The following is a 25,597-nucleotide window of genomic DNA, read 5'->3' on the forward strand; positions in this document are numbered from 1 at the left end:
TATATACCCCCGCCCCGTGGCCACAACAAGCCCCCCCCCCCCGCCGGGGGCCGGGGGGGGGGGGCCCCCCCCCCGGGCGGGGGGGGGGGGGCCGGCGGGGCGCCCCCCCCCCCGCAACTGGCTGATCAGTGCGAGTCGTTGCCGGGGTGCACGGGCTGCACTTCGCGGCGTCGGCCCACGGCGACACCCTCTCGCAGACTGATTGCGCGGACTTGCCAGACGTTTCACGGCTGAGCGCCGGCGATGACGACCACTCTGGCCCCCGCACTACTCGGGCCCGGACCGCATGTGGGAGCGGTCCGGGCCCGAGGCTCTTGTCAGACGCCGCCGAACTCCCCACTGCGGACAGCGGCGACGAACGACGCCCAGGCCTCGGCGGGGAACAGCAGGGTCGGGCCACTGGGGTCCTTGGAATCGCGAACAGGCATCACACCGGGGAAGCCGGGAGCTACCTCGACGCAAGACCCGCCGTTGTTGCTGTACGAGGACTTGCCCCAGGAAGCGCCGTCCAGGTCTACACGGTCGGTCATGACGTTCCTCTCACACCTCGCCGAACTCGCCACCGCGGACGGCGGCGACGAACGACGCCCACTCATCGATCGGGAAGACCAGGGCAGGCCCCTGAGGATCCTTGGAGTCACGGACAGGCATCAGTTCGCAAAAACCTCGCGCGACCTCAAGGCAGTCGCCGCCCTGTTGGCTGTATGTCGACTTCACCCACGAAGCGGTAGCCAAGTCGAGATCAGCCATGAGATTCCTTCCGGGCGCGGAGTATCAGTTCGAGAGTCGCCGACTCACCCAGCGCCCCCACCTGGAGGCGATCGTATCGCCTGCGCCAGTCACGGAGCCGGTCGTCATCCCGCTCGACGTGCCCTCGTCCCTCAGATTCAGAGTAGCCAAACAGAGCGCCGTCAGGGAGCGTCAGCAGCCGCATCGGCAAGGCGAACGGCCTGTGCTCCCCCATGCTGAACGGCGCTACCTGCAGGACTACGCGCCCTTGGTCACAGAGCTGTTCAAGTTGCCCGAGCTGCTCCCGCATGACCTCCGGGCCACCGATGATCCGCCGGAGGCAGCTCTCGTCCAGCACAGCATGGATAAGTGGCGGATCTCGTCGTGCAAGGGCTTCCTGCCGCGCAAGCAGAAAGGTCAGCCGCTCCTCCGCCTGCTTGGGAGTGATGTCCCTTCGACGAACGTCTGCCCTGGCAAGAGCCGCCGCGTAGGACTTCGTCTGCAGCAGACCGGGAACGACACCGAGTTCGAAGATCCGGATCTCACGGGCTCGCGTCTCGTTGGCCGCGTACTCGGGAAAGCCCTCCAGCAACGCCGAGTGCTTGGCCTGGAGCCACATCAGCAGCAGGGTTCCACCGGTCTCAAGCACTCGATCGGCATCACGCGCGAACTTCTCGCTCGGCGGGGTCCGATCGGGCGGGGCAAGTTCGGCATAGGAGACGTAGGAGGCATCGACCCCCACCAGCCTCGCCAACTGGGCTTGCGTGAGACCGGCAGCCTTGCGTGACCTGCGAAGTTGCACCCCGAAGGGCGCCCATGGGCCTGATGTTGGATCAAGTTCCTTGAGGTTCAATGACCTTCACCTACTTGCCGAGTACCGACTTCAAGCTTCAGATCGACTTCCGATAGTAGGGCCGCTCAAGCCACCATGGCTACACCCGGTGATTCGCCGAGAGCGCAGCGCAACCTACGGAGACTCCATGTCTGACGCGCAGAGACCCGAGAGCTGGTTCCAACTCCACGAGGTGGTGCGGGACTTCAGCGAAGCTGGAGGTGGGAAGCCGAGCGAGGGCGTCTTCGTGGAGGCCACGTTCGGCAAGGCGGTGCTCCGGCCGCTGGGAGCCACCGGGCCCCAGCGGCGGGTCGACCTCTCCGCGATCCGGTCGCTCGACCCGAGGGAGTTCGCGCCGGGCACCTGCGGGAGGTCGCGCCGGCGGCCGTTCGACGGGTGGCCGCTGCCGTCCGACAGCAATTCCTCATACCTGGAGCAGAGTTGAGCAAGGCCCTCTTCAGCAGCAAGCCTCCCGGCCGGCGGTCGGGTCAGCAAGTCTTCGTGCTGCGCGAGGACCCCCAGGGGTCAGGGGACTTCTTCGTGCTCCTGGTCGATTCCGTCCACCACGACGGGCTGACGCTACCCGGAGGCAGCGCCGAGCAGAACGAGCTGCCGCACCTCGCGGCCCGGCGGCACCTCGAAACGCAGACCGGACTCGTTCTACCGCTGCGCACCATCCTCACGGTCGACTACTCCCCCGCCGCCGACCTCCCCGAGGGCATCGACTTCGTCTACGCGGGCGGGGTGGTCACCTCCCGGCAGGCCGGGGCCGTACGCCCGCACCGGCCGCCGCAGGACGTCTGCGCCCTGCACTGGGTGCCGCAGGCGAAGCTGTACCGGGTCATGGCCGACGACCAGCACCGGCGCGTCGAGGACGCATGGGACGCTTGGGAACACGGCGCCAGCCTGCCCCTCCTCATCCGGGGCGTCCCCGTCCCGGTCGGCTGATCACGACCCCGACCAGCGGTCACGCCCGCAGGCCCGGACCGCGAACGGCCCGGGCCTGCGCTTCAGGATGCCGGCTCAGAGGTCTCCGGACTTCGCCCTCCTGGCACCGGTCGGGTCCGGAGTACGACCGGTCTATGCAGGGCCCACCCGAACCATTCGGTCCTCTCCCCCGGCTCACCGTAGGACGGCGGCGCCCCCGGGCATCTCCCGGTGGCCGGGGCCGCGCAGCCACGTCCGCCTCACGGCCCGATCCGGGGCCGGTCACGGCGCCAGGTGAGATAGCGATGGAACGCCTCCTGCCCGTCCGGGATGAAGCGCCACTTCCGCACGGCCTCCCGCAGCTCCGCCTCCGTCAGCCATCCGTGCCAGGCGACCTCTCCAGGGTCGGGTGTCACCTCGCCCGTGACCACGGCCTCGTGCACGCCGAGCCAGTACGGGCTGATCGCCCCCCGGCACAGGAACGTGAACAGGAAGCGCACCGGCGCATCCACGCCCAGTTCCTCGGCCAGTTCCCTGGCCGCCGCCTGCTCGTAGGACTCGCCGACGTTCACCGCTCCGCCGAACATCACCTCGTGGTGGCCGGGGAACCGGGACAGGTTCTCCGGCCGCCGGTGGACCAGCACCCGCCCCTGCTGATCACGGCAGACCGTCGTCGCGATGCGGTGCAGCCAGCCCCGACGGATGGCTTCACCCCGGTCCACCACCGCCAGCACCCGATCCTGATCGTCCACGCGTTCCACCGGTTCATTCACGGCACCCACGATCGCACGACCCCGCCCCCGGCTCTCGCCCCCGCCGGGGCTCACGAACGCTCCGGCTCAGACCTCGCCGAACTCGCCGAAGTCGCCGAACTCGCCGCTGCGGACGGCGGCGACGAACGACTGCCAGGCCTCGGCGGCGAAGACCAGGGCCGGCCCGTCCGGGTCCTTGGAATCACGGACGGGCATCACCCCGGGGAAGCCGGGCGCCACCTCGACGCAGTTGCCGCCGTTGTTGCTGTAGCCGGACCTGCGCCACCCGGCACCGGTCAAGTCGACTGTGTGCATGGCCATGCGTGGTCCTCCCGAGCCGTCCGTCCTGCCCTTCGCCGCTCCGCCGTCTACCGGGCCCCGCCGTCGGGCCGGGTGCCGCCCGGGAGCGGCATCGAGGGCAGGATGCCCGCCGCGCGGTAGTCGGAGGCGGTGCCGTGCCCGGTGGTGATCCGCCGGGCGACCGCCGGGTCGACGTGCACCTCCCGCCCCTGGACGCGCAGCGTCCCGTCGGCGGGGTGCCGGGCGGTGTCCGCGGAGACCGTTCCGGCGGAGGCGACGGTCAGGAGAACCACGGCGGCTCCCAGGACGATCGAGGTCTTTCGGGTCACGGCAGTCACTCCTTGGGGACGGCAGCGCCGGGATCTAGGCGTCGACGGCGCCGAGCGAGGCGAAGAACGCGGCGTCCAGCGGGTGTTCCCAGGAGGCGACGGCGACGGTGGCCCCCTGCCAGGGGAAGCTCACGCAGGTCAGGCGGCCGTCGCCGGACCGGCGGCGCACTGCGGTGACGGCGGTGCCGTCGACGACGACCGGGGTGGGCGTCTCCTCGACGAGTTCGAGCCGTTCGGGCCGGTCGCCCCGCCCGAGCAGGTTCCTGACCGCCGCTTCCGTCTGGTCCCGTGCGGTCGACTGCGCGAAGACGACGACCGGCAGCCCACGCCGACCGCCGTGCCCGTAGGAGTGGACCACGGAGTCCGTGCCCGGGCCCGTCCCGCCGCGGATGAGCATGCCCCTGCCCTCCGCCCATCCGGGGATCCCCACGATCTGATCGGTGGTCATGGTGCCGTCCTCTCCTCCGGATCCAGCATAGGCACGGCGGCGGCCCCGGGGGGACCGCCGCCGTGATTCCCGTCGGATCAGCCGTGGACGGTCTCGCAGGGGCGGCCCGAGATCCCGACCCAGGTGTTGCAGATCTGGGTCGTGCCGCCGAAGTCGAGGTCGCCGGTGGAGTTCCAGACGATGCCGTCGTTGCACTCCTGGGGGCCGGTGCCGGCGAGGTCGCCGTCCTCCCAGAACGCGCCGTAGCTGCACTGGTAGCCGTTGGTGTAGGCGAAGGTGCTCCAGGTGGACACGTGCAGGCCCGACCCGGTCACCTCGATGCAGACCTCGCCGTTGCACCCGGAGGCGTTCCTCGGGCTGGCGACGACGCCCGCCGTCGAGCCGGTGCGGGCGCCGCTGGCCAGCTTCCGGTGGATCTTGCCCGCCAGCGGGGTGTCGAGGTACTGCGTGTTGGGCTTGATGCCCAGCCGCACGGCCTCGGCCTGGGTGAGCACCCCGCCGTGGGCCTGCACCGACGCCCTGACCGCGTTCTGGTCGATGTGCGGGATCGCCTCGGACGCGCTCGCCGGCGTCGCACACAGTGCGAGGGCCGCGCCGGCCCCCACCAGGGCTGACAGCCGCTTGACCTTCGTGAACACGAGCTTCCCCCATTCTCCCGATGGCACCTTCTGCACCTCGGGTGTCAGGGATCACCCTAGATTCGTACATGTCTTCGACTGGAAGATCGAGGGGCCTGCTTGGCCGGATCACGCGGAGGACGGACCAATTCCGGGCGGCCCGACCGGCCGGTGCCCGAACTCCTGTGAACCGGCTGCGAATTGACTGCGAATTGGCTGCGAATCCGCCGCCGGCCGAGAAAGCGGGCGGCAGGGAACGAACAGGACGTTGCCCCGACGCCCCGGGAAGCACCCCTCCCGACGGATCCCGGGAGAACGGGGAGGACGCCCGGCGCACGGCGGGGCACCGCAGCCGGGCGGGGCGGCCGGCGGCGCACGGCGGCCGGGCCGGCCGGGTTGCCCCTCCCCCAGGGGCAGGGCGCACAGTGGCGGTGTGCAGGACGAACTGATCACCATCGGGGAACTCGCCGCCCGGACCAGGCTGAGCGTCAAGGCGCTGCGGCTGTACGACGGGCGGGCCCTGCTGCGGCCCGCCCGCACCGACCCGCGCACCGGTATCCGCCGCTACGGCCCGGAGCAGGTCGAACGGGCCCGGCGGATCGCGCTGCTGCGCGCCGCCGGGCTGCCGCTGGCGCGGATCGCGGCCGTCCTGGACGCGGGCGGCGCGGAGGGCGAGCGGCTGCTGCTCGCGTACTGGCGCGAGCGGGAGGGCGTGCACGCGGCCCGCCGGGAGGCGGTGGGCTACGCCCGCTCGGTGCTGACGGGAAGGGGCGAGGCCGTGTACGAGGTCCGTGAGCGCGAAGTGCCCGAGCAGCGGGTCCTGTTCGTGCGCCGGCACGTGGACGCCGCCGCACTGCCCGGTTTCCTCGCGGAGGCCTCCGGGCTGCTGTTCGACCGGCTGGGGCGGGCCGGGGCCTGCCTGTCGGGGCCACTGTTCGCGGTCTACCACGGCCTGGTGTCCGAGGACTCCGCCGCCCTGGTCGAGGTCTGCGCCCCGACGGAGGCGGCCCTCGCCCCGGACGGCCTGTTCGGGGTGCGCATCGAGCCCGCGCACCGCGAGGCGTACACCGAACTGTCCCGGCGCCGGGGCGACTTCGCCACGATGGCCGCCGCCCACGACGCCGTCGCGGCCTGGCTCGCCGAACGCGGACGCGAGCGCGCCGACTGCGACCGGGAGGTGTACTACCCGAACTGGGCGACCGCCGCCCCGGACGAGCACGTGGCGGACGTCGCGGTGCCGCTGCGACCGACCGGGTGAGGGCCGTTCCCCGAGCCCGATTCTGGACTTGAGGGTCCATTTTCGGCTGCCTACCGTGCTGACCGTTCCCTCCCGAACGAGCCCGCACAGGAAGGCGGTTCCCTCATGCACGCAATCCGGATCGAGGAGCACGGTGGCCCCGAGGTCATGCGCTGGACCGAGCTGCCGGACCCGGTGCCCGGCCCCGGCGAGGCGCTGGTGCGCCTGGGCGCCGCCGGCGTCAACTACCTGGACGTCGGCGCCCGCGCGCAGGGCACCGGCGGCTGGGCGGCGCCCGCCGTCCTGGGCGCCGAGGGCATGGGCCACGTCACCGCCCTCGGGCCGGGCGTGCACGGCCTGGCCGTCGGCGACCGGGTCGCCTGGTTCTACCACCCGGGCAGCTACGCCGAGTTGCTCGCCGTCCCCGCGGACTCGCTGGTCAAGGTGCCCGACGGGGTGCCGGACGAACTCGCCGGCGGCGTCCTGATGCAGGGCCTGACGGCCAACCACCTGAGCACCGAGACCTACCCCGTCGGCCCGGGCGACACGGCCGTGGTGCACGCGGCGGCCGGCGGGGTGGGTCTGCTGCTCACCCAGCTGGTCAAGGCCCGCGGCGGGAACGTGATCGGCCTGGTCTCCCGCCCGGAGAAGACCGACGCCGCCCGCGCGGCGGGCGCCGACCACGTGCTGGTCCACTCCGGCGCGGGCTTCGAGGAGGCCGTGCGGGAGCTGACCGGCGGCCGCGGGGCCGACGTCGTCTACGACGGCGGCGGCGCCGACACCTTCACCTCCTCGCAGCTGGCCCTGCGCCCGCACGGGGTGCACGCGTACTACGGGCCGTTCATGGGTGTGCCGACGCTGCGGCCCACCGACCTGCCCAACAGCATCCTGCTGACGTACCCGGTGGTGCACCACCACGTCGCCACCCGCGAGGACCTGGTGCGGCGCAGCGGCGAGGTGTTCGACCTGCTCCTGGACGGGCGGCTGACCCTGCGGGTCACCGGCCGCTACCGGCTCGCCGAGGCGGCCCGGGCGCACGCGGACCTGGAGTCCCGGCGGACGACCGGCAAGTTGATGCTCCTGCCCTGACCGGGGCGCGGTGCGCACCCGCGCCGTGCGCCGGGTGCCGGGTGCCGGGTGCCGGGCACGGTGGGCACCGCGCCGTGCGCGAGGATCGGACCCGACGACCGGGACGAGGAGGGCACGTGCCGCTGACCCGCAAGGGCGCCGCGACCAGGCAGCGCATCGTCGAGGGCGCCGCCGGGCGGATCCGCGAGGAGGGGGTGTTCGGGCTGCGGCTGGAGGACGTCATGGCCCGCACCGGGACCAGCAAGAGCCAGTTGTTCCACTACTTTCCCGGCGGGAAGGACGAACTGCTGCTGGCCGTGGCCCGCCACGAGGCGGACCGGGTCCTCGACGACCAGCAGCCCGAGCTGGGCGCCCTCACCTCCTGGGGCGCCTGGGAGCGGTGGCGCGACAAGGTCCTCGCCCGCTACCGCGCGCAGGGCGCGGACTGTCCGCTGCACGTGGCCCTGTCCGAAGTGGGCTCGGCCACCGGCGCGGCCCGGGCGGTGGCCGCCGGGCTGCTGGCGCGGTGGCAGGGGCAGCTGGCCGCGGGCATCCGCCACCTGCGGGACGCCGGTGGGCTCGACCCCGCGCTGGACCCGGAGCGGGAGGCCGCGGCGCTGCTGGCGGGCATCCAGGGCGGGGTGCTGATCCTGATGACCACCGGCTCGATGGCGCACCTGGAGGCCGCCCTGGACGTGGGTCTCGCCCGGCTGCGCGCGGCCCGGCCCGGCGCGGACGGCTGACGCCCGCCGGGGGGTGACCAGGCACGGCCGGGTGCGGCCCGGGGCGCCGCGGCTTGTGGGAAGGGCCACAGAACGGGGCCGTTCGGGGCCCGTGCGTGAGAAGGGTCACGCTGTGTACGCGATCCGGCGCCGCTGTGGGGGCCGGACGGCGACGGGCCCCGGCATGACTGGGCGGGGCTTGGATCGATACGGCCGGAAGGCCCGTCCGCTTCGGGACCAAGGTCATCAATCCGTTTGACCTTGGACCTCGTGGTGACCCCGGTGGGCCGGGGCAACCCTGGACGGTCGCCCGGTGTGATCGGGCGATGGCGCCGTCCAGCGTGGGCGGCGCCGTTCCCTGCCGTCTACCCGGCGCACGGTGAACGGGCCCCCCGGCTCGCCGCCGTACGCTCCGGAGGACCCCAAGCCCATGTCCCAGACCATCGACAACGCCCCGTATACCGGCTTCCACCGCAGACTGGCCCTCGCCTGCTCCGGCGGGCCGCTGCTGGACGGCTACATCCTGAGCATCGTCGGCGTCGCCCTGATCGGGATGCGCCCCGACCTCGGGCTGTCCACCGCCGAGGTCAGCCTGATCGGCGCCGCCGCCCTGGTCGGCATGTTCGTCGGCGGCGCGCTCTTCGGCGTGCTGACCGACAAGATCGGCCGGGAGGTGATGTACACCGCCGACCTGCTGGTGATGGTCGCCTGCTCGGTGCTCTCGTTCTGGGTCGACCAGGTGTGGGCGATCGCCGTGCTGCGCTTCGTGCTCGGCATGGCCGTGGCCGCCGACTACCCCATCGCGACCTCGCTGCTCGCCGAGTGGCTGCCCGCCAAGCACCGGGGCCGTCTGCTCGGCCAGCAGATCGTCGCCTGGTACGCCGGCTCCGTGCTCGCCTACGTGGTGGGCTACCTGTTCCTGGAGCTGGCCGGTCCCGGCAGCTGGCGGTGGATGCTGGCGAGCTCCACGGTGCTGTGCGTGGTCTTCCTGGTGATCCGCCGCGGCTCGCCCGAGTCGCCGCGCTGGCTCGCCGCCAACGGGCGGGTCGGCGACGCGGTGCGCGTGGTCGAGAAGCACCTCGGGGTCCGGGTCGACGGCCGCGAGCTGATGCCCGACCCGGCCGAGCGCGGCCGGCCCGTCGGCCTGCGCCTGCTGATGACCCAGCCCTACCGGCGCCGCACCCTCTTCTGCGGCCTGTTCTTCCTCTGCCAGGTCGGCCCGCTGTTCGCGATGCTCACCTTCGGCCCGCAGATCCTGTCCTCCTTCGGCATGCCCGGCGGCACCGTCATGGAGACCCTGGGCACCGGGCTGATCAGCCTCGTCTTCCTGCTCGGCTGCTACCCGGCCCTGCGCCTGATCGACAGCCGCGGCCGACGCCCCGTCATCATCTGGTCCTTCGCCCTGATGACCGTGCCGCTCGCCCTGCTCGGCGTGTGGCCCACCGCCCCCGCCGCGATCGCCCTGACCGCGCTGTGCGCGTACGCCTTCCTGTGCGGCGGGCCCAACGTGCTCGACTGGACCTACCCCAACGAGCTGTTCCCGACCGAGATCCGGGCCACCGCCGTGGGCGTGGCCACCTCGGTCAGCCGGATCGGCGCGGCCGTCGGCACGTACCTGCTGCCGCTGTCCCTGACCGGGCTCGGCACCGGCCCGACCATGCTGATCGCCGCCGGCATCACCGCGCTGGGCCTGCTGGTGTGCGCGCTGTGGGCCGAGGAGACCCGCGGCACCGCCCTGGGCGCGGCGCCGGCCGGGTCCGCGGCCGCACCGGCCGACGGCCCGGCCCGGGGCGTCCCGTCCCAGCGCGTCCCGCAGGCGGTGCGCTGACCGTGCGCTGACCGTGCGCTGACGGCCACCACATGACGCGTCGACGGCGCCGCCCCGCGCCCCCCGCGCCGGGGGGGGGTCGGGACGGGGGGGCGGCGCCACGGTCGGGTGCGTCAGTCCGCCAGCGGCAGGTAGACGCGGTTGCCGTGCTCCGCGAACTCGGCCGACTTCTCGGCCATGCCGGCGAGTGCCTCGGCGTCGTAGCCGGAGGCCACGGCCGTCGCGCCGTCGCCGTGTTCGTCGCGGATCTTCTGGGAGATCTTCATCGAGCAGAACTTCGGGCCGCACATGGAGCAGAAGTGGGCCGTCTTGGCGGGTTCGGCGGGGAGGGTCTCGTCGTGGAAGTCGCGGGCGGTCTCCGGGTCGAGGGCCAGGTTGAACTGGTCCTCCCAGCGGAACTCGAAGCGGGCGTCGGAGAGGGCGTCGTCCCACGCCTGGGCGCCGGGGTGGCCCTTGGCGAGGTCGGCGGCGTGGGCGGCGATCTTGTAGGTGATCACGCCGGTCTTGACGTCGTCGCGGTTGGGCAGGCCCAGGTGCTCCTTGGGCGTGACGTAGCAGAGCATCGCGGTGCCCCACCAGGCGATCATCGCGGCGCCGATGCCCGAGGTGATGTGGTCGTAGCCGGGGGCGACGTCGGTGGTCAGCGGGCCGAGGGTGTAGAACGGCGCCTCGTCGCAGATCTCCTTCTGGAGATCCATGTTCTCCTTGATCTTGTGCATCGGGACGTGGCCCGGGCCCTCGATCATCACCTGGACGTCGCGTTCGCGGGCGATCCGGCCGAGCTCGCCGAGGGTCTGCAGCTCGGCGAACTGCGCCTCGTCGTTGGCGTCGGCGATCGAGCCGGGGCGCAGGCCGTCACCGAGCGAGAAGGTGACGTCGTAGGAGGCGAGGATGTCGCAGAGTTCCTCGAAGTTGGTGTAGAGGAAGTTCTCCTGGTGGTGCGCCAGGCACCAGGCCGCCATGATCGACCCGCCGCGCGAGACGATGCCGGTCTTGCGGCGGGCGGTGAGCGGGACGTAGCGCAGCAGCACGCCGGCGTGGACGGTCATGTAGTCGACGCCCTGCTCGCACTGCTCGACGATGGTGTCCCGGTAGACCTCCCAGCTCAGCTCCTCGGCCTTGCCGTCGACCTTCTCCAGCGCCTGGTAGAGCGGCACGGTGCCGATCGGCACGGGGGAGTTGCGCAGGATCCACTCGCGGGTGGTGTGGATGTTGCGGCCGGTGGAGAGGTCCATGACGGTGTCGGCACCCCAGCGGGTGGCCCAGGTCATCTTCTCCACCTCCTCCTCGATCGAGGAGGTGACGGCCGAGTTGCCGATGTTGGCGTTGATCTTCACCAGGAAGTTGGTGCCGATGACGGCCGGCTCCACCTCCGGGTGGTTCACGTTCACCGGGATGACGGCCCGTCCGCGGGCCACCTCGGCGCGCACGAACTCGGGCTCCAGGCCCTCGCGCAGCGCCACGAACTCCATCTCCGGCGTCACCACGCCCCGCTTGGCGTAGGCGAGTTGGGTGACGGCCGTACCGCCGCGACCGCGCAGCGGGCGGCGCGGACGGCCGGGGAAGACGGCGTCCAGGTTGCGCAGGTTCCCGCCGCGCGGCGCGGTGTGCTTGATGCCGTCGTCCTCGGGGCGCGGCTCGCGGCCGTCGTACTCCTCGACGTCGCCGCGCTGGCGGATCCAGGGGTCGCGCAGCGCGGGCAGGCCGCGCCGCACGTCGGGCTCGTACGCCGGGTCGGTGTACGGGCCGGAGGTGTCGTACAGCGGGACGGACCTGCCGTTGGTGAGCCGCACCTCGCGGTACGGGACCCGCAGGTCGGGGCGGGATCCCTCGCGGTAGGCCTTGCTCCAGGCCGGCGTCGGGTAGCCGGTGCGCTCGCTGCTGGGGGCGCTCCGGGCAGACTGCGGCTGTGCGTCGAACGTGGTCATCTGACCTCTACTCCCTACGCCGGCATTACCCGGTCCAGGTTCCTGCGGTCGACGCAGCCGTCGGTCCGTCCGTCGACGTCCCGGTCAGCGCCCTCTCAGCCCGGTGCTCCGAGCTCCCGCGTCGCAGGCGGTGTTGCCTGCACATGACGCCCAACACGGTAGCGAGCCGATTGCCGCAGGTCCAGAGCGGGTCCACGGCCCGGTCACCGCACGGTCATCGCGCGGTCACCGGCGCGGTCGTCGGCCGGGAACGGCCGAGGCCCGGCTCCCCGTGACGGGGACCGGGCCTCAGGGCGGCGATCGGGGAGGGCGTCAGCTCTTGGCGGCCTTCTTCACCAGGATCACCACGGCGGCCGCGATTCCGACGACCACGAGCAGCTTGAGCACGATGCTCAGCAGGGCACCGACCACGCCGAAGACGAAGGCGACGACGTTCCAGGCCAGCACCAGGACCAGCACCGGGATGACGATGTTGCGCACCCACGAGGGCAGCGACTTCCAGAGCTCAGCCATGTCCGTACCTCTTCTCCCCTCGGGTCGGCCGCCGTCCGGTGCCGCATCCCGCTTGCTTTCGATACTTCGATCGTACGGGGGCCCGAGTGCCGGAACGAGGGCCAACGGCCCGGAGAGAACCCCGAGATCACCCCGACCCCGACCCCCGGGAACACCCCCTGCGGGTCTACGGGGCGACCCCCTGGGAGACCCCCGCCGAACGGCCGGGGAAACGGCTGCGCCGCAGGTCAGACGGGCCAGCGCTCACCGCGCCAGGCGGCGTCCCAGAACATCCACTCGTAGCGCGAGGTGGTCACGAAGTGCTCGACCACCTTGCGGCGCTCGACCGGGGAGAGCTCCTCGCCCAGCCGGTCGGTGAGCGCCAGCACCCGGCGGACCACGGACTGGAACGCCTCGTCGCCGTAGGTCGCGATCCACTTGGCGTAGAGCGGGTCGGGGGAGCCCTGGGCGAGCAGCGCCCCGCCGACCCGGGCGTAGATCCAGTAGCAGGGCAGCACCGCGCCGACCGCCTCGGCGAAGGAGCCGCCGTAGACGGTGGCCAGCAGGTAGCTGGTGTAGGCCCGGGTGGTGGGCAGCACCGGTTCGGCGGCGGCCTGCTCGGCGGTGCCGCCGAAGGCGGTCAGGAACTCGGCGTGCATGCCCTGCTCGGCGGCCAGCGCGCCGACCGCGTCGTCGGCGAAGGCCCGGACGTCCTCCTCGCCGGGCGCCTTGGCGGCGCAGACGGCGAGGGCGCGGGCGTAGTCGCGCAGGTAGTGCGAGTCCTGGACGACGAAGTGGCGGAAGGCCTCGCGCGGCAGGGTGCCGTCGGTGAGGCCGGCGAGGAAGGGGTGGGCGAGGATCTCGGCGTAGACCGGCTCGATGGCCGCCCAGAGTTCTTCGGTGAGGCTGCGGGTCATGCGGACGACCCTAAGCGAGCGGCTCAGTCCTCCGGCGGCGAGAACACCACCAGCACCCGCAGTTCCTCGGTGACGTGGTGGAACCGGTGCGGGGTGCCGGCCGGGACGTACACCACCGTGCCGCGCCCGACCGTCGCGGTCTCGGCGCCGACCGTCAACTCGGCCCGGCCGCTGATCACCTGGTAGATCTCGTCCTGCTCGTGCGCGGTCTGCGGGTCGGTGTCACCGGGGGAGAGCGCGTAGAGCCCGGCGGACATCCGCGGTTCGCGCAGGAACCTCAGGTACGCGCCGTCGTTGGCCGCCCGCTCGGCGTCCAGTTCGTCCAGCCGGAACAGCTTCACCGCCGCCGTCCTCCCCTCGTCGTCCACCTCCGGGACCAGGGGCATTCAACACCAACCCGCCGTGTGGTGGTTCCGCCGGGACGGTGTTGCCTGCCACTCTTGGGCGGCATGAAGGGTTTCGTCATCAAGACACTGATCAACGCGGCCGCCATCTGGGTCGCCGCCTGGATCGTCAGCGGCATACAACTCGCCCAGGGCACGGCGGACTGGCAGCACAAGGCACTCACGGTGCTCGGCGTCGCGGTCGTCTTCGGCCTCGTCAACTGGCTGATCAAGCCGGTGGTCAAGCTGTTCTCGTTCCCGCTGTTCATCCTCACGCTGGGCCTGATCACCTTCGTGATCAACGCTCTGATGCTGATGCTGACCTCGTGGGCGTCGGGGAAGCTGGAACTGGACTTCCACGTGACCGGCTTCGGGGCCGCGCTGATCGGCTCGCTGATCATCAGCCTGGTGGCCTGGGGCCTGCACCTGGCCCTGGACGACGACTGACCGCGTCGTGCACACCCGGGCGAAGGGGCCCGCACCCGGTGGACCACCCGGGTGCGGGCCCCTTCGCCGTCCCGTCGGCGACGGCCCCGCGGGCGCTCAGCCCGCGTTCTCGCGCCCCCGGAGGATGTTCGCGAGCTCGGCGTCGAGCTCCCGCCCGTCGAGTTCCCGCCCCACCGGCACCAGCCGGTCGGTGCGCGCCAGGAAGGCGGCCAGCGACGCCGCCGGGGCCCGCAGCACCGCATCGCCGTCGGGGGAGCGCAGCACGACCCGGACCTCCGTCGGATCCGCGTCGTCCGGGCGGACGTGCACGTCGCCCTCGCCCGCCGGGCCGCCGATCCCGTCGAGCAGCAGTTCCCGCGCGAAGAACCAGGTGACCGGGGCGTTGCCGGGCAGGTGGAAGGTGAACCGGACGGCGTACGGATCGCCGGCCTCGTACGCCGCGTCCACCATGATGCGGAGGGAGAGTTCGTGCGAGACCACGAGGTTCATCACCAGGTGGTCCTGGACTGTGCTGTGCTGCATGGCGCCAGTACCTCTCGTTCTGCCCGGACGGTCGGTGCGCTGGGTCCGACGGCGACCGGACGCGGTTTCGACGTTTCCCGACGGCTTCGTGCGAACGGTCCACGTCCGTGCGCCCGGTGGTCGCCCATTGCAGCACAACGGCTCCCCGGACGGACGCATCCGACCGGGTCGGCGTTTCGACCCATTCCGTGGGTTTCGACGCATTCCCGGCGCGGGAGACTTCCGCACAACGCTCCTGCCCCGGAGGTGGCCATGGGCCCCGAACACCGAACCCCGCCACCGCGCCCGGTCGTGAAGCGCACCGCCCGGGCGATCCTGCTGGAGCTGGACCCGGACGACCCGCACGGCCCGGCCTCGATCGTGCTGATCCGGCGGGTCCGGCCGGGTGCGCCGCACCCGTACTGGATCACTCCCGGCGGCGGGGTCGAGCGCGGTGACCGCACGGTGGTCGAGGCCCTGCACCGCGAGGTGGACGAGGAACTCGGCGGCAAGGTCGTGGACGTGGTGCCCGCGTTCGTCGACACCATCAGCCACACGCACCACGACGACGGCACGCTGCTGCACCCGCACGGGGTCAAGGTGCAGCACTTCTTCGTCTGCCGGCTCGCGTCGATGGACCTCAGCCGGCGGCACGGGCCGGAGGTGACGGAGCCGAACGGCGAGTACGAGGTGGTCCGGCTGCCGTTCACCCGGGAGGGGGTCACCTCGGTCAACGTGGTGCCGCCCCGGCTGCGGGCGTACCTGGCGGCCAACATCGAGGGCATCCGCGCGCTGCTCGCGCCCGACCTCGGGTGATCCCGGGCGGCCGCAGGTGATCACCCGGCGGTCGCGGGTGGTCCCCGGGCGGTCGCGGGTGATCACCCGGCGGCCAGGTCGCCGACCAGGTCGTGCCGGATCCGCTCGGCCGGCACTCCGCAGCGCAGCAGCACCCCGACACCCCGGCGCACCATCGCGGGCGGTCCGCTGAGCACCGCGTCCCGGCCCGTCCACGGACCGAACCGGCTGACCACCTCGGGCAGTTCACCGGTCAGCGCGCCCTCGGCCGGACCGGCACCGGACAGCACCGGCCGGACCGTCAGCCAGGGGTTGGCCCGCGCCAGCTCGCGCAGCCCGGCCAGCGCGTACAGCTCGGGGGCGCGGCGCGCACCGTAGAAGACCTCGACCCGGCGGCCGTGCGCGCCGTACTCGGCGACCTCCTCGACCAGGGCGAGGACCGGCGCGATGCCGGTGCCGCCGCCGAGGCAGAGCAGGTCCGTGCCGACGGTGTGGTCGACGGTCATCGAACCGGCCGCCGGGCCCAGCCGCAGGACGTCCCCGGGCACCGCCCGGTGGACCAGCGCGTTGCTCACCCAGCCCGCCTGGACGGCCTTGACGTGGAAGGTCAGCAGCCCGTCCGGGCGCGGGGCGGAGGCGAAGGAGAAGTGCCGCCAGACCCGCGGCCACCAGGGCGTCTCCAGACTGGTGTACTGCCCGGCCCGGAACGGGTACGCCTGGTCCGGACGGACGGTGATCACCGCGACGTCCCGGGCGGGGCGTTCGTGCCGGACCACCTCGCCCTGCCACCAGGGCGGCGAGGTGCGGGCGGCCTCCTCGGCGGCCTCGATCATGATCGAGGAGATCAGCCGGTAGGCGCGGCGCCAGGCCAGCTCGGTGTCGGCGTCCCAGCGGCCGCCCGTGTACCGGGCCAGCGCCTGCACCAGGCACTCCCCCACCGGGGCGTAGTGGCCGGTCAGGGTGCCGTACCGGCGGTGGCCGCGGCCGAGCGCGGCCAGTCCGGTGCGCAGGGCCACCGGGTCCTCGGCGCCGCGCGCGGCGGACAGCAGGGCGCGGAACAGCCGGTCGCGCTGGACGTCCATGGCGGCGGGGAAGAGCGAGCGGACCTCGGGGTGGTGGAGGAAGAGCAGCGCGTAGAAGTGCGCGGTGGCCCGGTCGGCGACCGGCTCGACGGCGGCGAGGCTGACCCGGATCAGCTCGACGTCCCGGGCGGTGAGCGGCAGTTCGACGGCGGGGACGAGCAGCTGCCCGGGGGCGGCGGGGAGCCCGGCGGGGAGCCCGGCGGGCAGCGCGGCCGGCAGCGGGGCCGCCGGGAGCGCGGCCGGGGGCTGCGCCGACGGCGTCCGCACGGCCCAGGCGTCGCTCCACCTGTCCCCCGGTCCGGCCCAGTTGAGCCCGGGGGCGTCGGTGAACAGCGGGCGGAAGGCCGGCGAGGTGCCGGTGACCGAGACCGCCTCCGGGTGGCTCGGCGCGAGGTGGCCCGGCGCGAAGTGGCCCGGCGCCGGGACGGCCGGCGGTTCGGACGGCATCGCCGGGATCACCGGGCGAAGCCGTTCCGTCCCACGGGCGTCCGGCCCGGGGGCGTCCGACCCGGGGGCATCCGTTCCACGGGCGCCCGGTACCGGCGGCAGGACGGCCGTGGGTGCCTGCGCGGGTGTCACCGGCGGCAGGTCCGGCGGGTCCAGCGGCATCGGCGGCCGTACGGTCGCTTCCGGCGCTTCCGGCGTCGGCGGCCCCTGGGGCGGGAGCTCCGGCAGGCCCGGGACGGAGGTGACCCCCGCCGAGCCGTGCCCGGTGCGGACCAGGAGAGTTCTGCGGGACTTCACCGCTACGTTTCGAGTACCCAAGAGAATCGTTTCGCCTCCGGCCGGCCTGCGCCACCACCTGGCTTGTCTCTGCTGACGCCTAGGCAGCGTGGCACGCCCGAACTGCTCATCCGACAAATCACGCGAAGCCCGGACACCCGCCCCGGCAACGCGCTACTCTCACTCGATCGCGGTTGCCCTGAGTGGCCCCCCGTCCACCCAGGGCAACCGCGCCGTCCGCGGCGGCCGCGCTCAGAGCTGCCGCAGCAGCATCCCCGGCTGCTCCACGCAGTCCGCGACGAAGCGCAGGAAGCCGCCCGCCGTCCCGCCGTCGCAGACCCGGTGGTCGAAGGTGAACGACAGCTGCGTCACCTCGCGCACCGCCAGCTCCCCGTGGTGGACCCAGGGCTTGGCGACGATCCGGCCGACCCCGAGCATCGCCGCCTCGGGGTGGTTGAGGATCGGGGTGGACCCGTCCACGCCGAACACCCCGTAGTTGTTCAACGTGAAGGTGCCGCCGGTCAGTTCGGCCGGAGTGAGCGAGCCACCCCGCGCCGACTCGGTCAACCGGGCCAGCTCCTCGCCGAGTTGCTCGGTGCTGCGGGCCTGTGCGTCCCGCACCACCGGGACGACCAGGCCGCGCTCGCCCTGCGCGGCGAAGCCCAGGTGCACCGCCGAATGCCGGACGATGCCCGAACCGTCCTCGGTCACCGAGGAGTTGAGTTCGGGGAAGCGTGCCAGCGCGACCGTGCAGATCCGGGCCAGCAGCGCCAGCACGCTCACCTTCGGGCCCGGCGTCGCGTTCAACTGCCGCCGCAGCGCCATCAGTTCGGTGGCGTCGACGTCCACCCAGCAGGTCGCGGCCGGGATCTCCCGGTGGCTGCGGCTGAGCTTCTCGGCCACCGCCTTGCGCAGCCCGCGCAACGGGACGACCACCTCCGGCCCGACGGGCGAGGCCGACGAGGAAGCCGACGGGGAGACCGACGCGGAGACCGGCCGGGCGACGGCCGGAGCGGCCACCCTGGCGGCGACCGCCCGTTCGACGTCCGCCCGCATGATCAGTCCGTCCGGCCCGCTCCCGCTGAGCGCGGCCAGGTCGACCCCCTGCTCCCGGGCCAGCCGCCGCACCAGCGGCGAGATCACCGGCAGGACGGCCGGACCGGCGGCCGCCACCGTGACCGGAGCGGCCGCCACCGGAGCCGGGGCAGCCGGAGCAGCCACGGCGGCGGCCACGACCGGGGCGCCACCCGCGGCGGCCACCCCGACCCGGCGCCGCCGACCGCCCTTGCCGGTCTCCGCGACGCCGTACCCGACCAGCGGCCGCTCGACCTCGGCGGAGGGCCGGTCCGCAGGCGCACCGGCGGGCCCGGCCGGCTCTCCGGCACCCCCGTCCGCCGCCGCCACCGCGACCGTCACCAGCGCCGCGCCGACGGCGATCTCCTCGCCCTCCTCGCCGTACCGCGCGGTGACCACCCCGCCGTACGGGCAGGGCACCTCCACCACGGCCTTGGCGGTCTCCACCTCGACCACCGGCTGGTCGACGGCGATGACCTCGCCGACCTCGACCATCCAGCGCACGACTTCCGCCCCGGTGAGTCCCTCACCGAGGTCGGGCAGCCGGAACTCCCGCACGACGGGCATCACGATCAGTCCTCCCACTGCAGCCGGGCGACCGCGTCCAGGATCCGGTCCACCCCGGGCAGGTGGTGGTGCTCCAGCATCGGCGGCGGGTACGGGATGTCGAAGCCGGTGACCCGCAGCACGGGCGCGGCCAGGTGGTGGAAGCAGCGCTCGGTGACCCGCGCGGCGATCTCCGCGCCGGTGCCGCCGAAGCCGGTCGCCTCGTGCACCACGACGGCCCTGCCGATCGAACGCACCACCCGGCAGACCGTCTCGTCGTCGAACGGCACCAGGGTGCGCAGGTCCAGCACCGCCAGGTCCCAGCCCTCGGCCTTCGCCGTCTCGGCCGCCTCCAGGCAGACCGGCAGCGAGGGACCGTAGGTGATCAGGACGGCGGACGTGCCGGGGCGCCGCAGCACGGCCCGGCCGATCGGCTCGACCGGGGCCGCCGGATCGAACTCGGCCTTGCCCCAGTAGAGCCGCTTGGGCTCCAGGAAGACCACCGGGTCGTCGGAGGCGATCGAGGCGCGCAGCAGCCCGTACGCGTCGGCCACCGTCGCGGGCGTGACCACGTGCAGACCCGGCGTGCTGGTGTAGTAGGCCTCGGAGGCGTCGCTGTGGTGCTCGACCCCGCCGATGCCGCCGCCGTACGGGACACGGACGGTGATCGGCAGCGGCAGCCGGCCCGCCGTGCGGTTGCGCATCTTGGCGACGTGCGAGAACAGCTGCTCCAGCGCCGGGTAGGCGAAGGCGTCGAACTGCATCTCGACCACCGGGCGCAGCCCGTACATCGCCATGCCGATCGCGGTGCCGAGGATGCCGGCCTCGGCCAGCGGGGTGTCCAGACAGCGGTCCGGGCCGAACTCGGCGGTCAGCCCGTCGGTGATCCGGAAGACGCCGCCGAGCGCGCCGACGTCCTCGCCGAGGACGTGCACCGCCGGGTCCTCGCGCATGGTGTCCCGCAGCGCGGAGTTGAGCGCCTGCGCCATGGAGGCGGTACGGGAGGAAACGGCAGTGGACATCAGTGCTGCACCTCGGCCTCGGCGGCCAGCTCGGCGGACAACTGGGCGGCCTGCTCCCGCAGCTGCGGGGTCGGCTCGGCGTAGACGTGGGCGAACAGCGCCATCGGGTCGAGTTCCGGATCGGCGTGGAACTCGGCCCGCATCCGGGCGGCGAGCGCCTCCGCCTCCTCGGCCGCCTCCTGCACGAGCCGGTCGTCCAGCACGCCGAGTCCGCGCAGCGCGCCCTCCATCAGCAGGATCGGGTCGTGCTCCCGCCAGGCGGCGACCTCGGGCTCGGTGCGATAGCGGGTGGCGTCGTCGGCGTTGGTGTGCGCCTCGATCCGGTAGGTCAGCGCCTCGACCAGGGTCGGGCCGCCACCGCTGCGGGCCCGCTCGACCGCCTCGGCCAGCACGGAGTGCACGGCGGGGGCGTCGTTGCCGTCCACCAGCCGGCCCGGCATGCCGTAGCCGACGGCCTTGTGCGCCAGGCTGGGCGCGGCGGACTGCGCGCTGAGCGGGACGGAGATCGCGTAGCCGTTGTTCTGCACCAGGAAGACCACCGGCGCGTTGAGCACGGCCGCGAAGTTCAGGGCCTCGTGGAAGTCGCCCTCGCTGGTGCCGCCGTCGCCGAGCATCGCCAGCGCGACGGCCGGCTCGCCGCTGAGCCGGGCGGCGTGGGCCAGCCCGACGGCGTGCGGAGCCTGGGTGGCGAGCGGGGTGCAGAGCGGGGCGGTGCGGGTGGCGCGCGGGTCGTAGCCGGTGTGGGCGTTGCCGCGCAGCAGGGTCAGTGCCTCCAGCGGGTCGACGCCCCGGGAGACCACGGCGAGGGTGTCGCGGTAGCTGGGGAACAGCCAGTCGCGCTCGCCGAGCACCAGCGCGGCGGCGACCTGGCAGGCCTCCTGGCCGGTGGACGCCGGGTAGACGGCGAGGCGGCCCTGCTTGGTCAGGGTGGTCGCCTGCTGGTTGTAGCGGCGGCCGACGACCAGGCGCCGGTAGAGCTCGCACAGCAGCGCCGGGTCGTACTTCTCCAGCGCGGGGGTGCCGAGCACCCGGACGGGGGAGAGGTCCGGGAGCAGGGGGGCCGGGTCGGTGCGCGGGGCGGTGGCGCCGGGCGACCAACCGGGCACGCCCGTGTGGTGTCTGTGGTCGAGAACGGTCATCTCGGGGCACCTCCAGGGGTGGCGGGGGCTCCCTACCGATTGTTCGGTCGTCTGTTCATCTTGACCAGAAGCGTGACAAGGTGGTGGACATTCGGCCTGAGCAGCGGTCGACTGGTGGCAAGGTGTCCAATCGGTGAGGGTGGGGGGTCATGTCGGCTGAACAGATGTCCAGGCTCGACCGGGTCGACCGTTCGATCCTGCGGCTGCTGCAGCAGGACGGTCGCGCCTCGATCCGCTCGGTGGCCGAGCGGGTGCACGTGTCCCGGGCCAATGCGTACGCCCGGATCTCCAGGATGGTCGAGGACGGCATCATCCGCGGCTTCACCGCTCGGGTGGACCACGAACGGGCAGGTCAGGCCGCGTCCGCGTACATCACCCTGAAGATCGTCCAGAACTCCTGGCGCACGGTCCGGGAGCAGCTGCTGGAGCTGCCCGGGGTGGCGCACATCGCCCTGGTCGGCGGGGACTTCGACGTCCTGCTGCTGGTGCACACCGCCGACAACCGGGCCCTGCGGGAGCTCGTGCTCAACCGCATCCAGTCCATCCCCCAGGTGCTCGGCACCCGCACCATGCTGGTCTTCGAGGAGACCGACCAGGTCCCGCCCGACCCGCAGACCCCCTGACGCCCACCGGCGCCGCAGACCCCCTGACGCCCACCGGCGCCGCTGACCCCCTGACGCCCCCGGGCGCCGCCGCCCCCCGGACATCCCGCCGGGCGACCGGCGACCGGCGACCGGCTACCGCGCCCGCAGCCCGTCGAAGGCCAGGTGCACCACCGCGTCCGCGACGCCGTCCGCGGCCTTGAGCCCCGGCCGGTACCACTCCACGATCGAGTTGATCATCCCGAACAGCAGTCGGGTGGCCAGCCGCGGCTCCACGTCCGCCCGCAGCGACCCGTCCGCGACCGCCGCCCGCAGCAGCTCCGCGACCTGGTGGTCGAAGTCCCGGCGCCGCTCCAGCGCCCACTGCTCGGTGGCCGTGTTGCCGCGCACCCGCAGCAGCAGCGTCACGTACGGCAGCTCCGCCAGCAGCACCTCCGCGGTGCGCCGCACCACGTGCTCCAGCCGTTCCACCGCCGGACCGCCGACCGCCGCCGGCTCGGCCAGGATCGCGAACAGACCGTCCAGCGCCCGTCCGACCGCCAGCCGCAGCAGTTCCTCCTTGCCGCGGACGTGGTGGTAGATGGAGGACTTGGAGATCCCGGCCGCCCGGGACAGGTCCTCCATCGAGGTGCCGTCGTAACCGCGCTCGTTGAAGACGTCGACGGTCACCGCGAGCAGTGACTCCACGGTGTAGGCGGTGCGCGTGGTGTGATCGGCCATCCTCCGAGTATCCCCGGCCCCCCGAGGCGGTAGTCGATCGGGTCCGTCCGGTCCGCACCGGCCCGCTCCGGTCCACACCAGCCGGGGGAGCCGGGGCCCGGCAAGACCGGCCGGACTGGGCCTAGACTCTGCGGACGATCCGTCCACGTCCAGAGCAGGCTGGGGTCCACGGCTGATGAACGCAATACCGGCAGTCGCCTCCGACGTGCCCGAGCAGCGCAGCGGGGGGCCGACGGAGGCGCACGGCTGGCAGGAGCGGGCCCGGGCACTGGTGGTGCGCTTCGGCCCGGCCGTGTGGTGCTACGCGGTGCTCAAGCTGATCGGCTTCACGGCGTTCATGAAGCTGCTCTCCTTCGCCGGCGACTACGCCAGGAAGCCGGCCCGGTTCGGCGGCGGCGCCAACCCCTGGGACGTGCTGGCCAGCTGGGACGGCTGGTGGTACCAGCAGGTCGCGCAGTTCGGCTACCACCCGGCGCTGGTCCCGATCGTGGGCTCGGAGGGCTACAACGTCGAGCAGAACTCGGCCGCCTTCTTCCCGCTCTACCCGGGTCTGATGCGGCTGACCTCGGAGGTCACCCCCTTCGGCCTGTACGGCGCCGGGATGCTGGTCTCGGTGGTGGCCTCGCTGTTCGCCGCCGCCGGGATCTACGCCGTGGTGGAGAAGCTGACCGGGGACGCCCGGACGGGCGTGATCGCGGCCGGGATCTGGGCGATCGCCCCGGGCTCCGGCGCCGAGTGGGCGGTCTACTCGGACTCCACCTTCGTGGCGCTGGCCGCCTGGGCCTGCTACTGCGTGATGACCAAGCGGTGGGTCGCGGCCGGGGTGATCACCCTGGTCTCGGGGCTCAACCGGCCGACCGCGGCGGCCCTGATAGGAGCCGTGGGCCTGGCCGCACTGGTCGAGCTGTACCGGCGGGAGAGCGGCGTGCTGCGCCCGCTGACCGCCATCCTGCTGGCCCCGGTCGGCCTGCTCGGCTACGTCGGCTGGGTGGGCTGGCGGATGGGCGAGTGGGGCGGCTACTTCCGGCTGCAGCACGACGCCTGGCTGCACTACTTCGACGGCGGCCAGGGCACCTGGCACGCGATCCGCGGCGTGCTGCTGGGCCGCAGCGACTACCCCTTCGCGTTCCCGGTGCCGGACCTGCTGGCGACCCTGATCGTGTTCACCCTGCCGGTGCTGATCGTGCTGATGATCCGGCTGCGCCCGCCGCTGGTGCTGACCGCCTACACGCTGGCCACGATCGTCTCGGTGCTCGGCAGCCTCGGCATCTTCGGCAACACCTCGCGCTACCTGCTGCCCGCCTTCCCGCTGTTCATCGCGCTCGCGATCGCGATGCGCAAGCTGAGCTGGCCGGTGCTGGCCACCGTCCTGGGCACCGGCGCGCTCGCGTCCGGCTGGTACGCCGGGTACGTGCTCTTCGAGCTGGGCGTGCCGTAGACCCGGATCCGCCGCAGGCACCCGGAGGGCGCGTCCGCCACGGACGCGCCCTCCGTCCGTTCCGGCGGATTCCCACCCCTGCACCCTCTTGAGCCGACCGATCGTTCGGTTACTCTGTGACGTGTCCCGTCCTCCCCCCTGAGGAGCGCACAGATGTCCGCAGCGGTCACCCACCCCCTCGTCAGCGAGCTGGTCGAGCGCCACCAGGCCACCCTGGACGCCGCGCTCGCCGCCGCCGCCGACCGCGACTACTGGTCGCCCTACCCCGAGTTCCCCAAGGCGTACGGCGAGAGCGGCCCCGCGGACGGCAAGGCCGCCTTCGACGCCCTGCTCGGCAAGCCCTTCGCCCTGGAGGGCCACCCCACCGACGGCGACCAGGTCGGCGGCGAGGCCTCCCCGTACGGCGTCGAGCTGGGCATCACCTACCCGCACGCCGACCCGGACTCCCTGATCGCCGCGCTCGCCGCCGCCCGCCCCGGCTGGGCCGCCGCCTCCCCGCTGGAGCGCGCCGCCGTCTGCCTGGAGATCCTGCACCGGATCAACGCCCGCTCCCACGAGTTCGCCCAGGCCGTCATGCACACCACCGGCCAGGCCTACGGCATGGCCTTCCAGGCCGGCGGCCCGCACGCCCAGGACCGCGGCCTGGAGGCCGTCACCTACGCCTACGCCGAGCAGACCCGGCTGCCCGCGCGGGCCGACTGGACCAAGCCCCAGGGCAAGCGCGACCCGCTGGTGATGACCAAGGAGTTCACCGTCGTCCCGCGCGGCCTGGCGCTGCTGATCGGCTGCAACACCTTCCCGACCTGGAACGGCTACCCCGGCCTGTTCGCCTCGCTGGCCACCGGCAACCCGGTGCTGGTCAAGCCGCACGCGCGGGCCGTGCTGCCGCTCGCGCTGACCGTCCGCACCGCCCGGGAGGTGCTCGCCGAGGCCGGCTACGACCCCAACCTGGTCTGCCTGGCCGCCGAGCACGACGGCGGCACCGTCGCCGCGACCCTCGCGGTCCGCCCCGAGATCAAGATGATCGACTACACCGGCTCCACCGCCTTCGGCGACTGGCTGGAGGAGAACGCCAAGCAGGCCCAGGTGTACACCGAGAAGGCCGGCGTCAACGCCGTCCTCATCGACTCCACCGACGACTACAAGGGCATGCTGGGCAACCTGGCCTTCGCGCTCTCGCTCTACAGCGGCCAGATGTGCACCACCCCGCAGAACGTCCTGATCCCGCGCGGCGGCATCAGCACCGACCAGGGCGACAAGACCTACGACGAGGTGGTCGCCGACCTCGCCGGCGCGATCGAGGGCCTGCTCTCCGACGACGCCCGCGCCGCCGCCATCCTCGGCGCCGTGGTCAACCCGGGCGTGCTGCAGCGCTCCGCCGCCGCGGCCGGCGGCGAGTACGGCGAACTCGCCCTCGCCCCGCGCGCGGTGACCTCGCCCGACTTCCCCGGCGCGACCGTCCGCACCCCCGCCCTGGTCAAGCTGAACGCCGACAAGCCGGACGACCGCTCGGTCTTCCGCAGCGAGTGCTTCGGCCCGGTCTCCTTCGCCGTCGCCGTGGAGTCCACCGCCGCCGGCGTCGAGCTGCTCCGCACCACGGTCCGCGAGAAGGGCGCCATGACCGCCTCCGGCTACACCACCTCGCCCGAGGTGGAGGCCCTGCTGGTCGAGGCCGCACTGGACTCCGGCGTCTCGCTCTCGCTCAACCTGACCGGCGGCGTCTACCCCAACCAGACCGCCGCCTTCTCCGACCTGCACGGCACCGGCGCCAACCCGGCCGCCAACTCGGCCTACTGCGACGGCGCGTTCGTCGCCAACCGGTTCCGCACGGTGGAGATCCGCCGGCACCGCTGAACACCCCCCACCGGCACCCCGGGCCCCGGCGGGCCCCCCCCGCCGGGGGGGGGGGGGGGGGCCCGCGCGCGCCGCCCCCCCCCCCGGGAGGGTGGGTGACTCACCGCACCGCCGGCCACCACCCCCCCCAACCAACCACGGCAGA

At 73.1% G+C, this 25,597-nt stretch carries 29 protein-coding genes and 1 riboswitch; of the genes, 11 read left to right on the forward strand and 18 right to left on the reverse strand.

The window, feature by feature from the left end; genetic code table 11:
* Positions 1–317 precede the first annotated feature (317 nt).
* Genes ACFV0O_RS29285 through ACFV0O_RS29295 form a run of 3 tightly spaced genes read right to left on the reverse strand, consistent with a single transcriptional unit; the run spans position 318 to position 1,582 of the window.
* Positions 318–530, reverse strand: a complete 213-nt coding sequence (locus tag ACFV0O_RS29285; RefSeq protein ID WP_380346659.1) for a DUF397 domain-containing protein — start codon at positions 528–530, stop codon at positions 318–320.
* A 10-nt stretch (positions 531–540) separates the two neighbouring features.
* Positions 541–750 carry a DUF397 domain-containing protein gene (locus ACFV0O_RS29290; protein ID WP_380346660.1) on the reverse strand — a complete coding sequence of 70 codons (210 nt, stop codon included), beginning with the start codon at positions 748–750 and terminating at the stop codon, positions 541–543.
* Positions 743–1,582 (reverse strand): Scr1 family TA system antitoxin-like transcriptional regulator, encoded by an 840-nt coding sequence (locus tag ACFV0O_RS29295; protein ID WP_380346661.1) that lies wholly within the window; start codon positions 1,580–1,582, stop codon positions 743–745. The genes ACFV0O_RS29290 and ACFV0O_RS29295 overlap by 8 nt, the downstream gene beginning before the upstream one ends.
* A gap of 127 nt (positions 1,583–1,709) precedes the next feature.
* Between ACFV0O_RS29295 and ACFV0O_RS29300 the strand changes: the two genes are divergently transcribed.
* Both ACFV0O_RS29300 and ACFV0O_RS29305 read left to right on the forward strand, forming a co-directional pair.
* On the forward strand, positions 1,710–2,006 hold the full coding sequence (locus tag ACFV0O_RS29300) for a hypothetical protein (RefSeq protein WP_380346662.1): 297 nt from the start codon (positions 1,710–1,712) through the stop codon (positions 2,004–2,006).
* Positions 2,003–2,509: an NUDIX domain-containing protein gene (locus ACFV0O_RS29305; RefSeq protein WP_380346663.1), complete on the forward strand. Its 507-nt coding sequence runs from the start codon at positions 2,003–2,005 to the stop codon at positions 2,507–2,509. The genes ACFV0O_RS29300 and ACFV0O_RS29305 overlap by 4 nt, the downstream gene beginning before the upstream one ends.
* A gap of 239 nt (positions 2,510–2,748) precedes the next feature.
* Here ACFV0O_RS29305 and ACFV0O_RS29310 read toward each other — a convergent pair whose 3' ends face one another.
* From ACFV0O_RS29310 to ACFV0O_RS29330, 5 genes are all read right to left on the reverse strand, one after another.
* Positions 2,749–3,261, reverse strand: coding sequence for an NUDIX hydrolase (locus ACFV0O_RS29310; protein WP_380346664.1), 513 nt, complete (start codon positions 3,259–3,261; stop codon positions 2,749–2,751).
* Between the two features lie 66 nt (positions 3,262–3,327).
* Positions 3,328–3,555, reverse strand: coding sequence for a DUF397 domain-containing protein (locus ACFV0O_RS29315; RefSeq protein WP_380346705.1), 228 nt, complete (start codon positions 3,553–3,555; stop codon positions 3,328–3,330).
* A gap of 53 nt (positions 3,556–3,608) precedes the next feature.
* A complete protein-coding gene (locus ACFV0O_RS29320; protein ID WP_380346665.1) occupies positions 3,609–3,869 on the reverse strand; it encodes a hypothetical protein in 261 nt (86 codons plus the stop codon).
* A gap of 34 nt (positions 3,870–3,903) precedes the next feature.
* Complete coding sequence (locus ACFV0O_RS29325) at positions 3,904–4,317, reverse strand: hypothetical protein (RefSeq protein WP_380346666.1); 414 nt, start codon at positions 4,315–4,317, stop codon at positions 3,904–3,906.
* A 77-nt stretch (positions 4,318–4,394) separates the two neighbouring features.
* A complete protein-coding gene (locus ACFV0O_RS29330; RefSeq protein WP_360255057.1) occupies positions 4,395–4,955 on the reverse strand; it encodes a hypothetical protein in 561 nt (186 codons plus the stop codon).
* Positions 4,956–5,367: 412 nt separating this feature from the next.
* Here ACFV0O_RS29330 and ACFV0O_RS29335 point away from each other — a divergent pair, with 412 nt between their 5' ends.
* The 4 genes from ACFV0O_RS29335 to ACFV0O_RS29350 all read left to right on the forward strand — a co-directional run bounded on the left by ACFV0O_RS29335 (position 5,368) and on the right by ACFV0O_RS29350 (position 9,789).
* Positions 5,368–6,192: a MerR family transcriptional regulator gene (locus ACFV0O_RS29335; RefSeq protein ID WP_380346667.1), complete on the forward strand. Its 825-nt coding sequence runs from the start codon at positions 5,368–5,370 to the stop codon at positions 6,190–6,192.
* Between the two features lie 105 nt (positions 6,193–6,297).
* Positions 6,298–7,260 carry a quinone oxidoreductase family protein gene (locus ACFV0O_RS29340; RefSeq protein ID WP_380346668.1) on the forward strand — a complete coding sequence of 321 codons (963 nt, stop codon included), beginning with the start codon at positions 6,298–6,300 and terminating at the stop codon, positions 7,258–7,260.
* A gap of 116 nt (positions 7,261–7,376) precedes the next feature.
* Positions 7,377–7,982: a TetR/AcrR family transcriptional regulator gene (locus ACFV0O_RS29345; protein WP_380346669.1), complete on the forward strand. Its 606-nt coding sequence runs from the start codon at positions 7,377–7,379 to the stop codon at positions 7,980–7,982.
* A gap of 409 nt (positions 7,983–8,391) precedes the next feature.
* Positions 8,392–9,789 (forward strand): MFS transporter, encoded by a 1,398-nt coding sequence (locus ACFV0O_RS29350; protein WP_360255053.1) that lies wholly within the window; start codon positions 8,392–8,394, stop codon positions 9,787–9,789.
* 113 nt (positions 9,790–9,902) lie between these two features.
* Here the strand turns inward: ACFV0O_RS29350 and thiC are convergent, their stop codons facing one another.
* The 4 genes from thiC to ACFV0O_RS29370 form a co-directional block, all read right to left on the reverse strand.
* Positions 9,903–11,717, reverse strand: coding sequence for a phosphomethylpyrimidine synthase ThiC (thiC, locus tag ACFV0O_RS29355; protein ID WP_380346670.1), 1,815 nt, complete (start codon positions 11,715–11,717; stop codon positions 9,903–9,905).
* Positions 11,712–11,847, reverse strand: a riboswitch (TPP riboswitch). Its footprint overlaps the gene before it by 6 nt.
* Before the next feature lie 182 nt (positions 11,848–12,029).
* Positions 12,030–12,230, reverse strand: coding sequence for a DUF5326 family protein (locus ACFV0O_RS29360; RefSeq protein ID WP_380346671.1), 201 nt, complete (start codon positions 12,228–12,230; stop codon positions 12,030–12,032).
* A 227-nt stretch (positions 12,231–12,457) separates the two neighbouring features.
* Entirely contained in the window at positions 12,458–13,126 is a 669-nt protein-coding gene (gene tenA / locus ACFV0O_RS29365) for a thiaminase II (RefSeq protein ID WP_380346672.1), read from the reverse strand.
* 23 nt (positions 13,127–13,149) lie between these two features.
* Positions 13,150–13,467 (reverse strand): cupin domain-containing protein, encoded by a 318-nt coding sequence (locus ACFV0O_RS29370; RefSeq protein ID WP_360258866.1) that lies wholly within the window; start codon positions 13,465–13,467, stop codon positions 13,150–13,152.
* 108 nt (positions 13,468–13,575) lie between these two features.
* Between ACFV0O_RS29370 and ACFV0O_RS29375 the strand changes: the two genes are divergently transcribed.
* Positions 13,576–13,956 (forward strand): phage holin family protein, encoded by a 381-nt coding sequence (locus ACFV0O_RS29375; protein ID WP_360258743.1) that lies wholly within the window; start codon positions 13,576–13,578, stop codon positions 13,954–13,956.
* Positions 13,957–14,052: 96 nt separating this feature from the next.
* On the opposite strand, the gene ACFV0O_RS29380 is transcribed toward ACFV0O_RS29375, so the two are convergent.
* Positions 14,053–14,478: an SsgA family sporulation/cell division regulator gene (locus tag ACFV0O_RS29380; RefSeq protein WP_380346673.1), complete on the reverse strand. Its 426-nt coding sequence runs from the start codon at positions 14,476–14,478 to the stop codon at positions 14,053–14,055.
* 252 nt (positions 14,479–14,730) lie between these two features.
* On the opposite strand from ACFV0O_RS29380, the gene ACFV0O_RS29385 reads away from it, so the two are divergent.
* Entirely contained in the window at positions 14,731–15,273 is a 543-nt protein-coding gene (locus ACFV0O_RS29385; protein ID WP_360258749.1) for an NUDIX domain-containing protein, read from the forward strand.
* Positions 15,274–15,335: 62 nt separating this feature from the next.
* On the opposite strand, the gene ACFV0O_RS29390 is transcribed toward ACFV0O_RS29385, so the two are convergent.
* The 4 genes from ACFV0O_RS29390 to pdhA all read right to left on the reverse strand — a co-directional run bounded on the left by ACFV0O_RS29390 (position 15,336) and on the right by pdhA (position 20,838).
* Positions 15,336–16,781 (reverse strand): globin domain-containing protein, encoded by a 1,446-nt coding sequence (locus ACFV0O_RS29390; protein WP_380346674.1) that lies wholly within the window; start codon positions 16,779–16,781, stop codon positions 15,336–15,338.
* A 528-nt stretch (positions 16,782–17,309) separates the two neighbouring features.
* Complete coding sequence (locus ACFV0O_RS29395) at positions 17,310–18,698, reverse strand: dihydrolipoamide acetyltransferase family protein (RefSeq protein ID WP_380346675.1); 1,389 nt, start codon at positions 18,696–18,698, stop codon at positions 17,310–17,312.
* A gap of 5 nt (positions 18,699–18,703) precedes the next feature.
* Positions 18,704–19,699: an alpha-ketoacid dehydrogenase subunit beta gene (locus ACFV0O_RS29400; protein WP_360258758.1), complete on the reverse strand. Its 996-nt coding sequence runs from the start codon at positions 19,697–19,699 to the stop codon at positions 18,704–18,706.
* The gene (pdhA, locus tag ACFV0O_RS29405; protein ID WP_380346676.1) at positions 19,699–20,838 is read right to left on the reverse strand and encodes a pyruvate dehydrogenase (acetyl-transferring) E1 component subunit alpha; all 1,140 of its coding nucleotides are present in this window, start codon (positions 20,836–20,838) and stop codon (positions 19,699–19,701) included. Before pdhA ends, ACFV0O_RS29400 begins: the two co-directional genes overlap by 1 nt.
* 149 nt (positions 20,839–20,987) lie before the next feature.
* Here pdhA and ACFV0O_RS29410 point away from each other — a divergent pair, with 149 nt between their 5' ends.
* On the forward strand, positions 20,988–21,461 hold the full coding sequence (locus ACFV0O_RS29410) for an Lrp/AsnC family transcriptional regulator (RefSeq protein ID WP_360258764.1): 474 nt from the start codon (positions 20,988–20,990) through the stop codon (positions 21,459–21,461).
* A 114-nt stretch (positions 21,462–21,575) separates the two neighbouring features.
* Here ACFV0O_RS29410 and ACFV0O_RS29415 read toward each other — a convergent pair whose 3' ends face one another.
* Positions 21,576–22,160: a TetR/AcrR family transcriptional regulator gene (locus ACFV0O_RS29415; RefSeq protein ID WP_360258767.1), complete on the reverse strand. Its 585-nt coding sequence runs from the start codon at positions 22,158–22,160 to the stop codon at positions 21,576–21,578.
* A 175-nt stretch (positions 22,161–22,335) separates the two neighbouring features.
* On the opposite strand from ACFV0O_RS29415, the gene ACFV0O_RS29420 reads away from it, so the two are divergent.
* Both ACFV0O_RS29420 and paaN read left to right on the forward strand, forming a co-directional pair.
* Positions 22,336–23,598, forward strand: a complete 1,263-nt coding sequence (locus ACFV0O_RS29420) for a hypothetical protein (protein WP_380346677.1) — start codon at positions 22,336–22,338, stop codon at positions 23,596–23,598.
* A gap of 153 nt (positions 23,599–23,751) precedes the next feature.
* On the forward strand, positions 23,752–25,452 hold the full coding sequence (paaN, locus tag ACFV0O_RS29425) for a phenylacetic acid degradation protein PaaN (RefSeq protein ID WP_380346678.1): 1,701 nt from the start codon (positions 23,752–23,754) through the stop codon (positions 25,450–25,452).
* Positions 25,453–25,597 lie beyond the last annotated feature (145 nt).

Source organism: Kitasatospora sp. NPDC059577, from assembly GCF_042735475.1.
Classification (GTDB): domain Bacteria; phylum Actinomycetota; class Actinomycetes; order Streptomycetales; family Streptomycetaceae; genus Kitasatospora.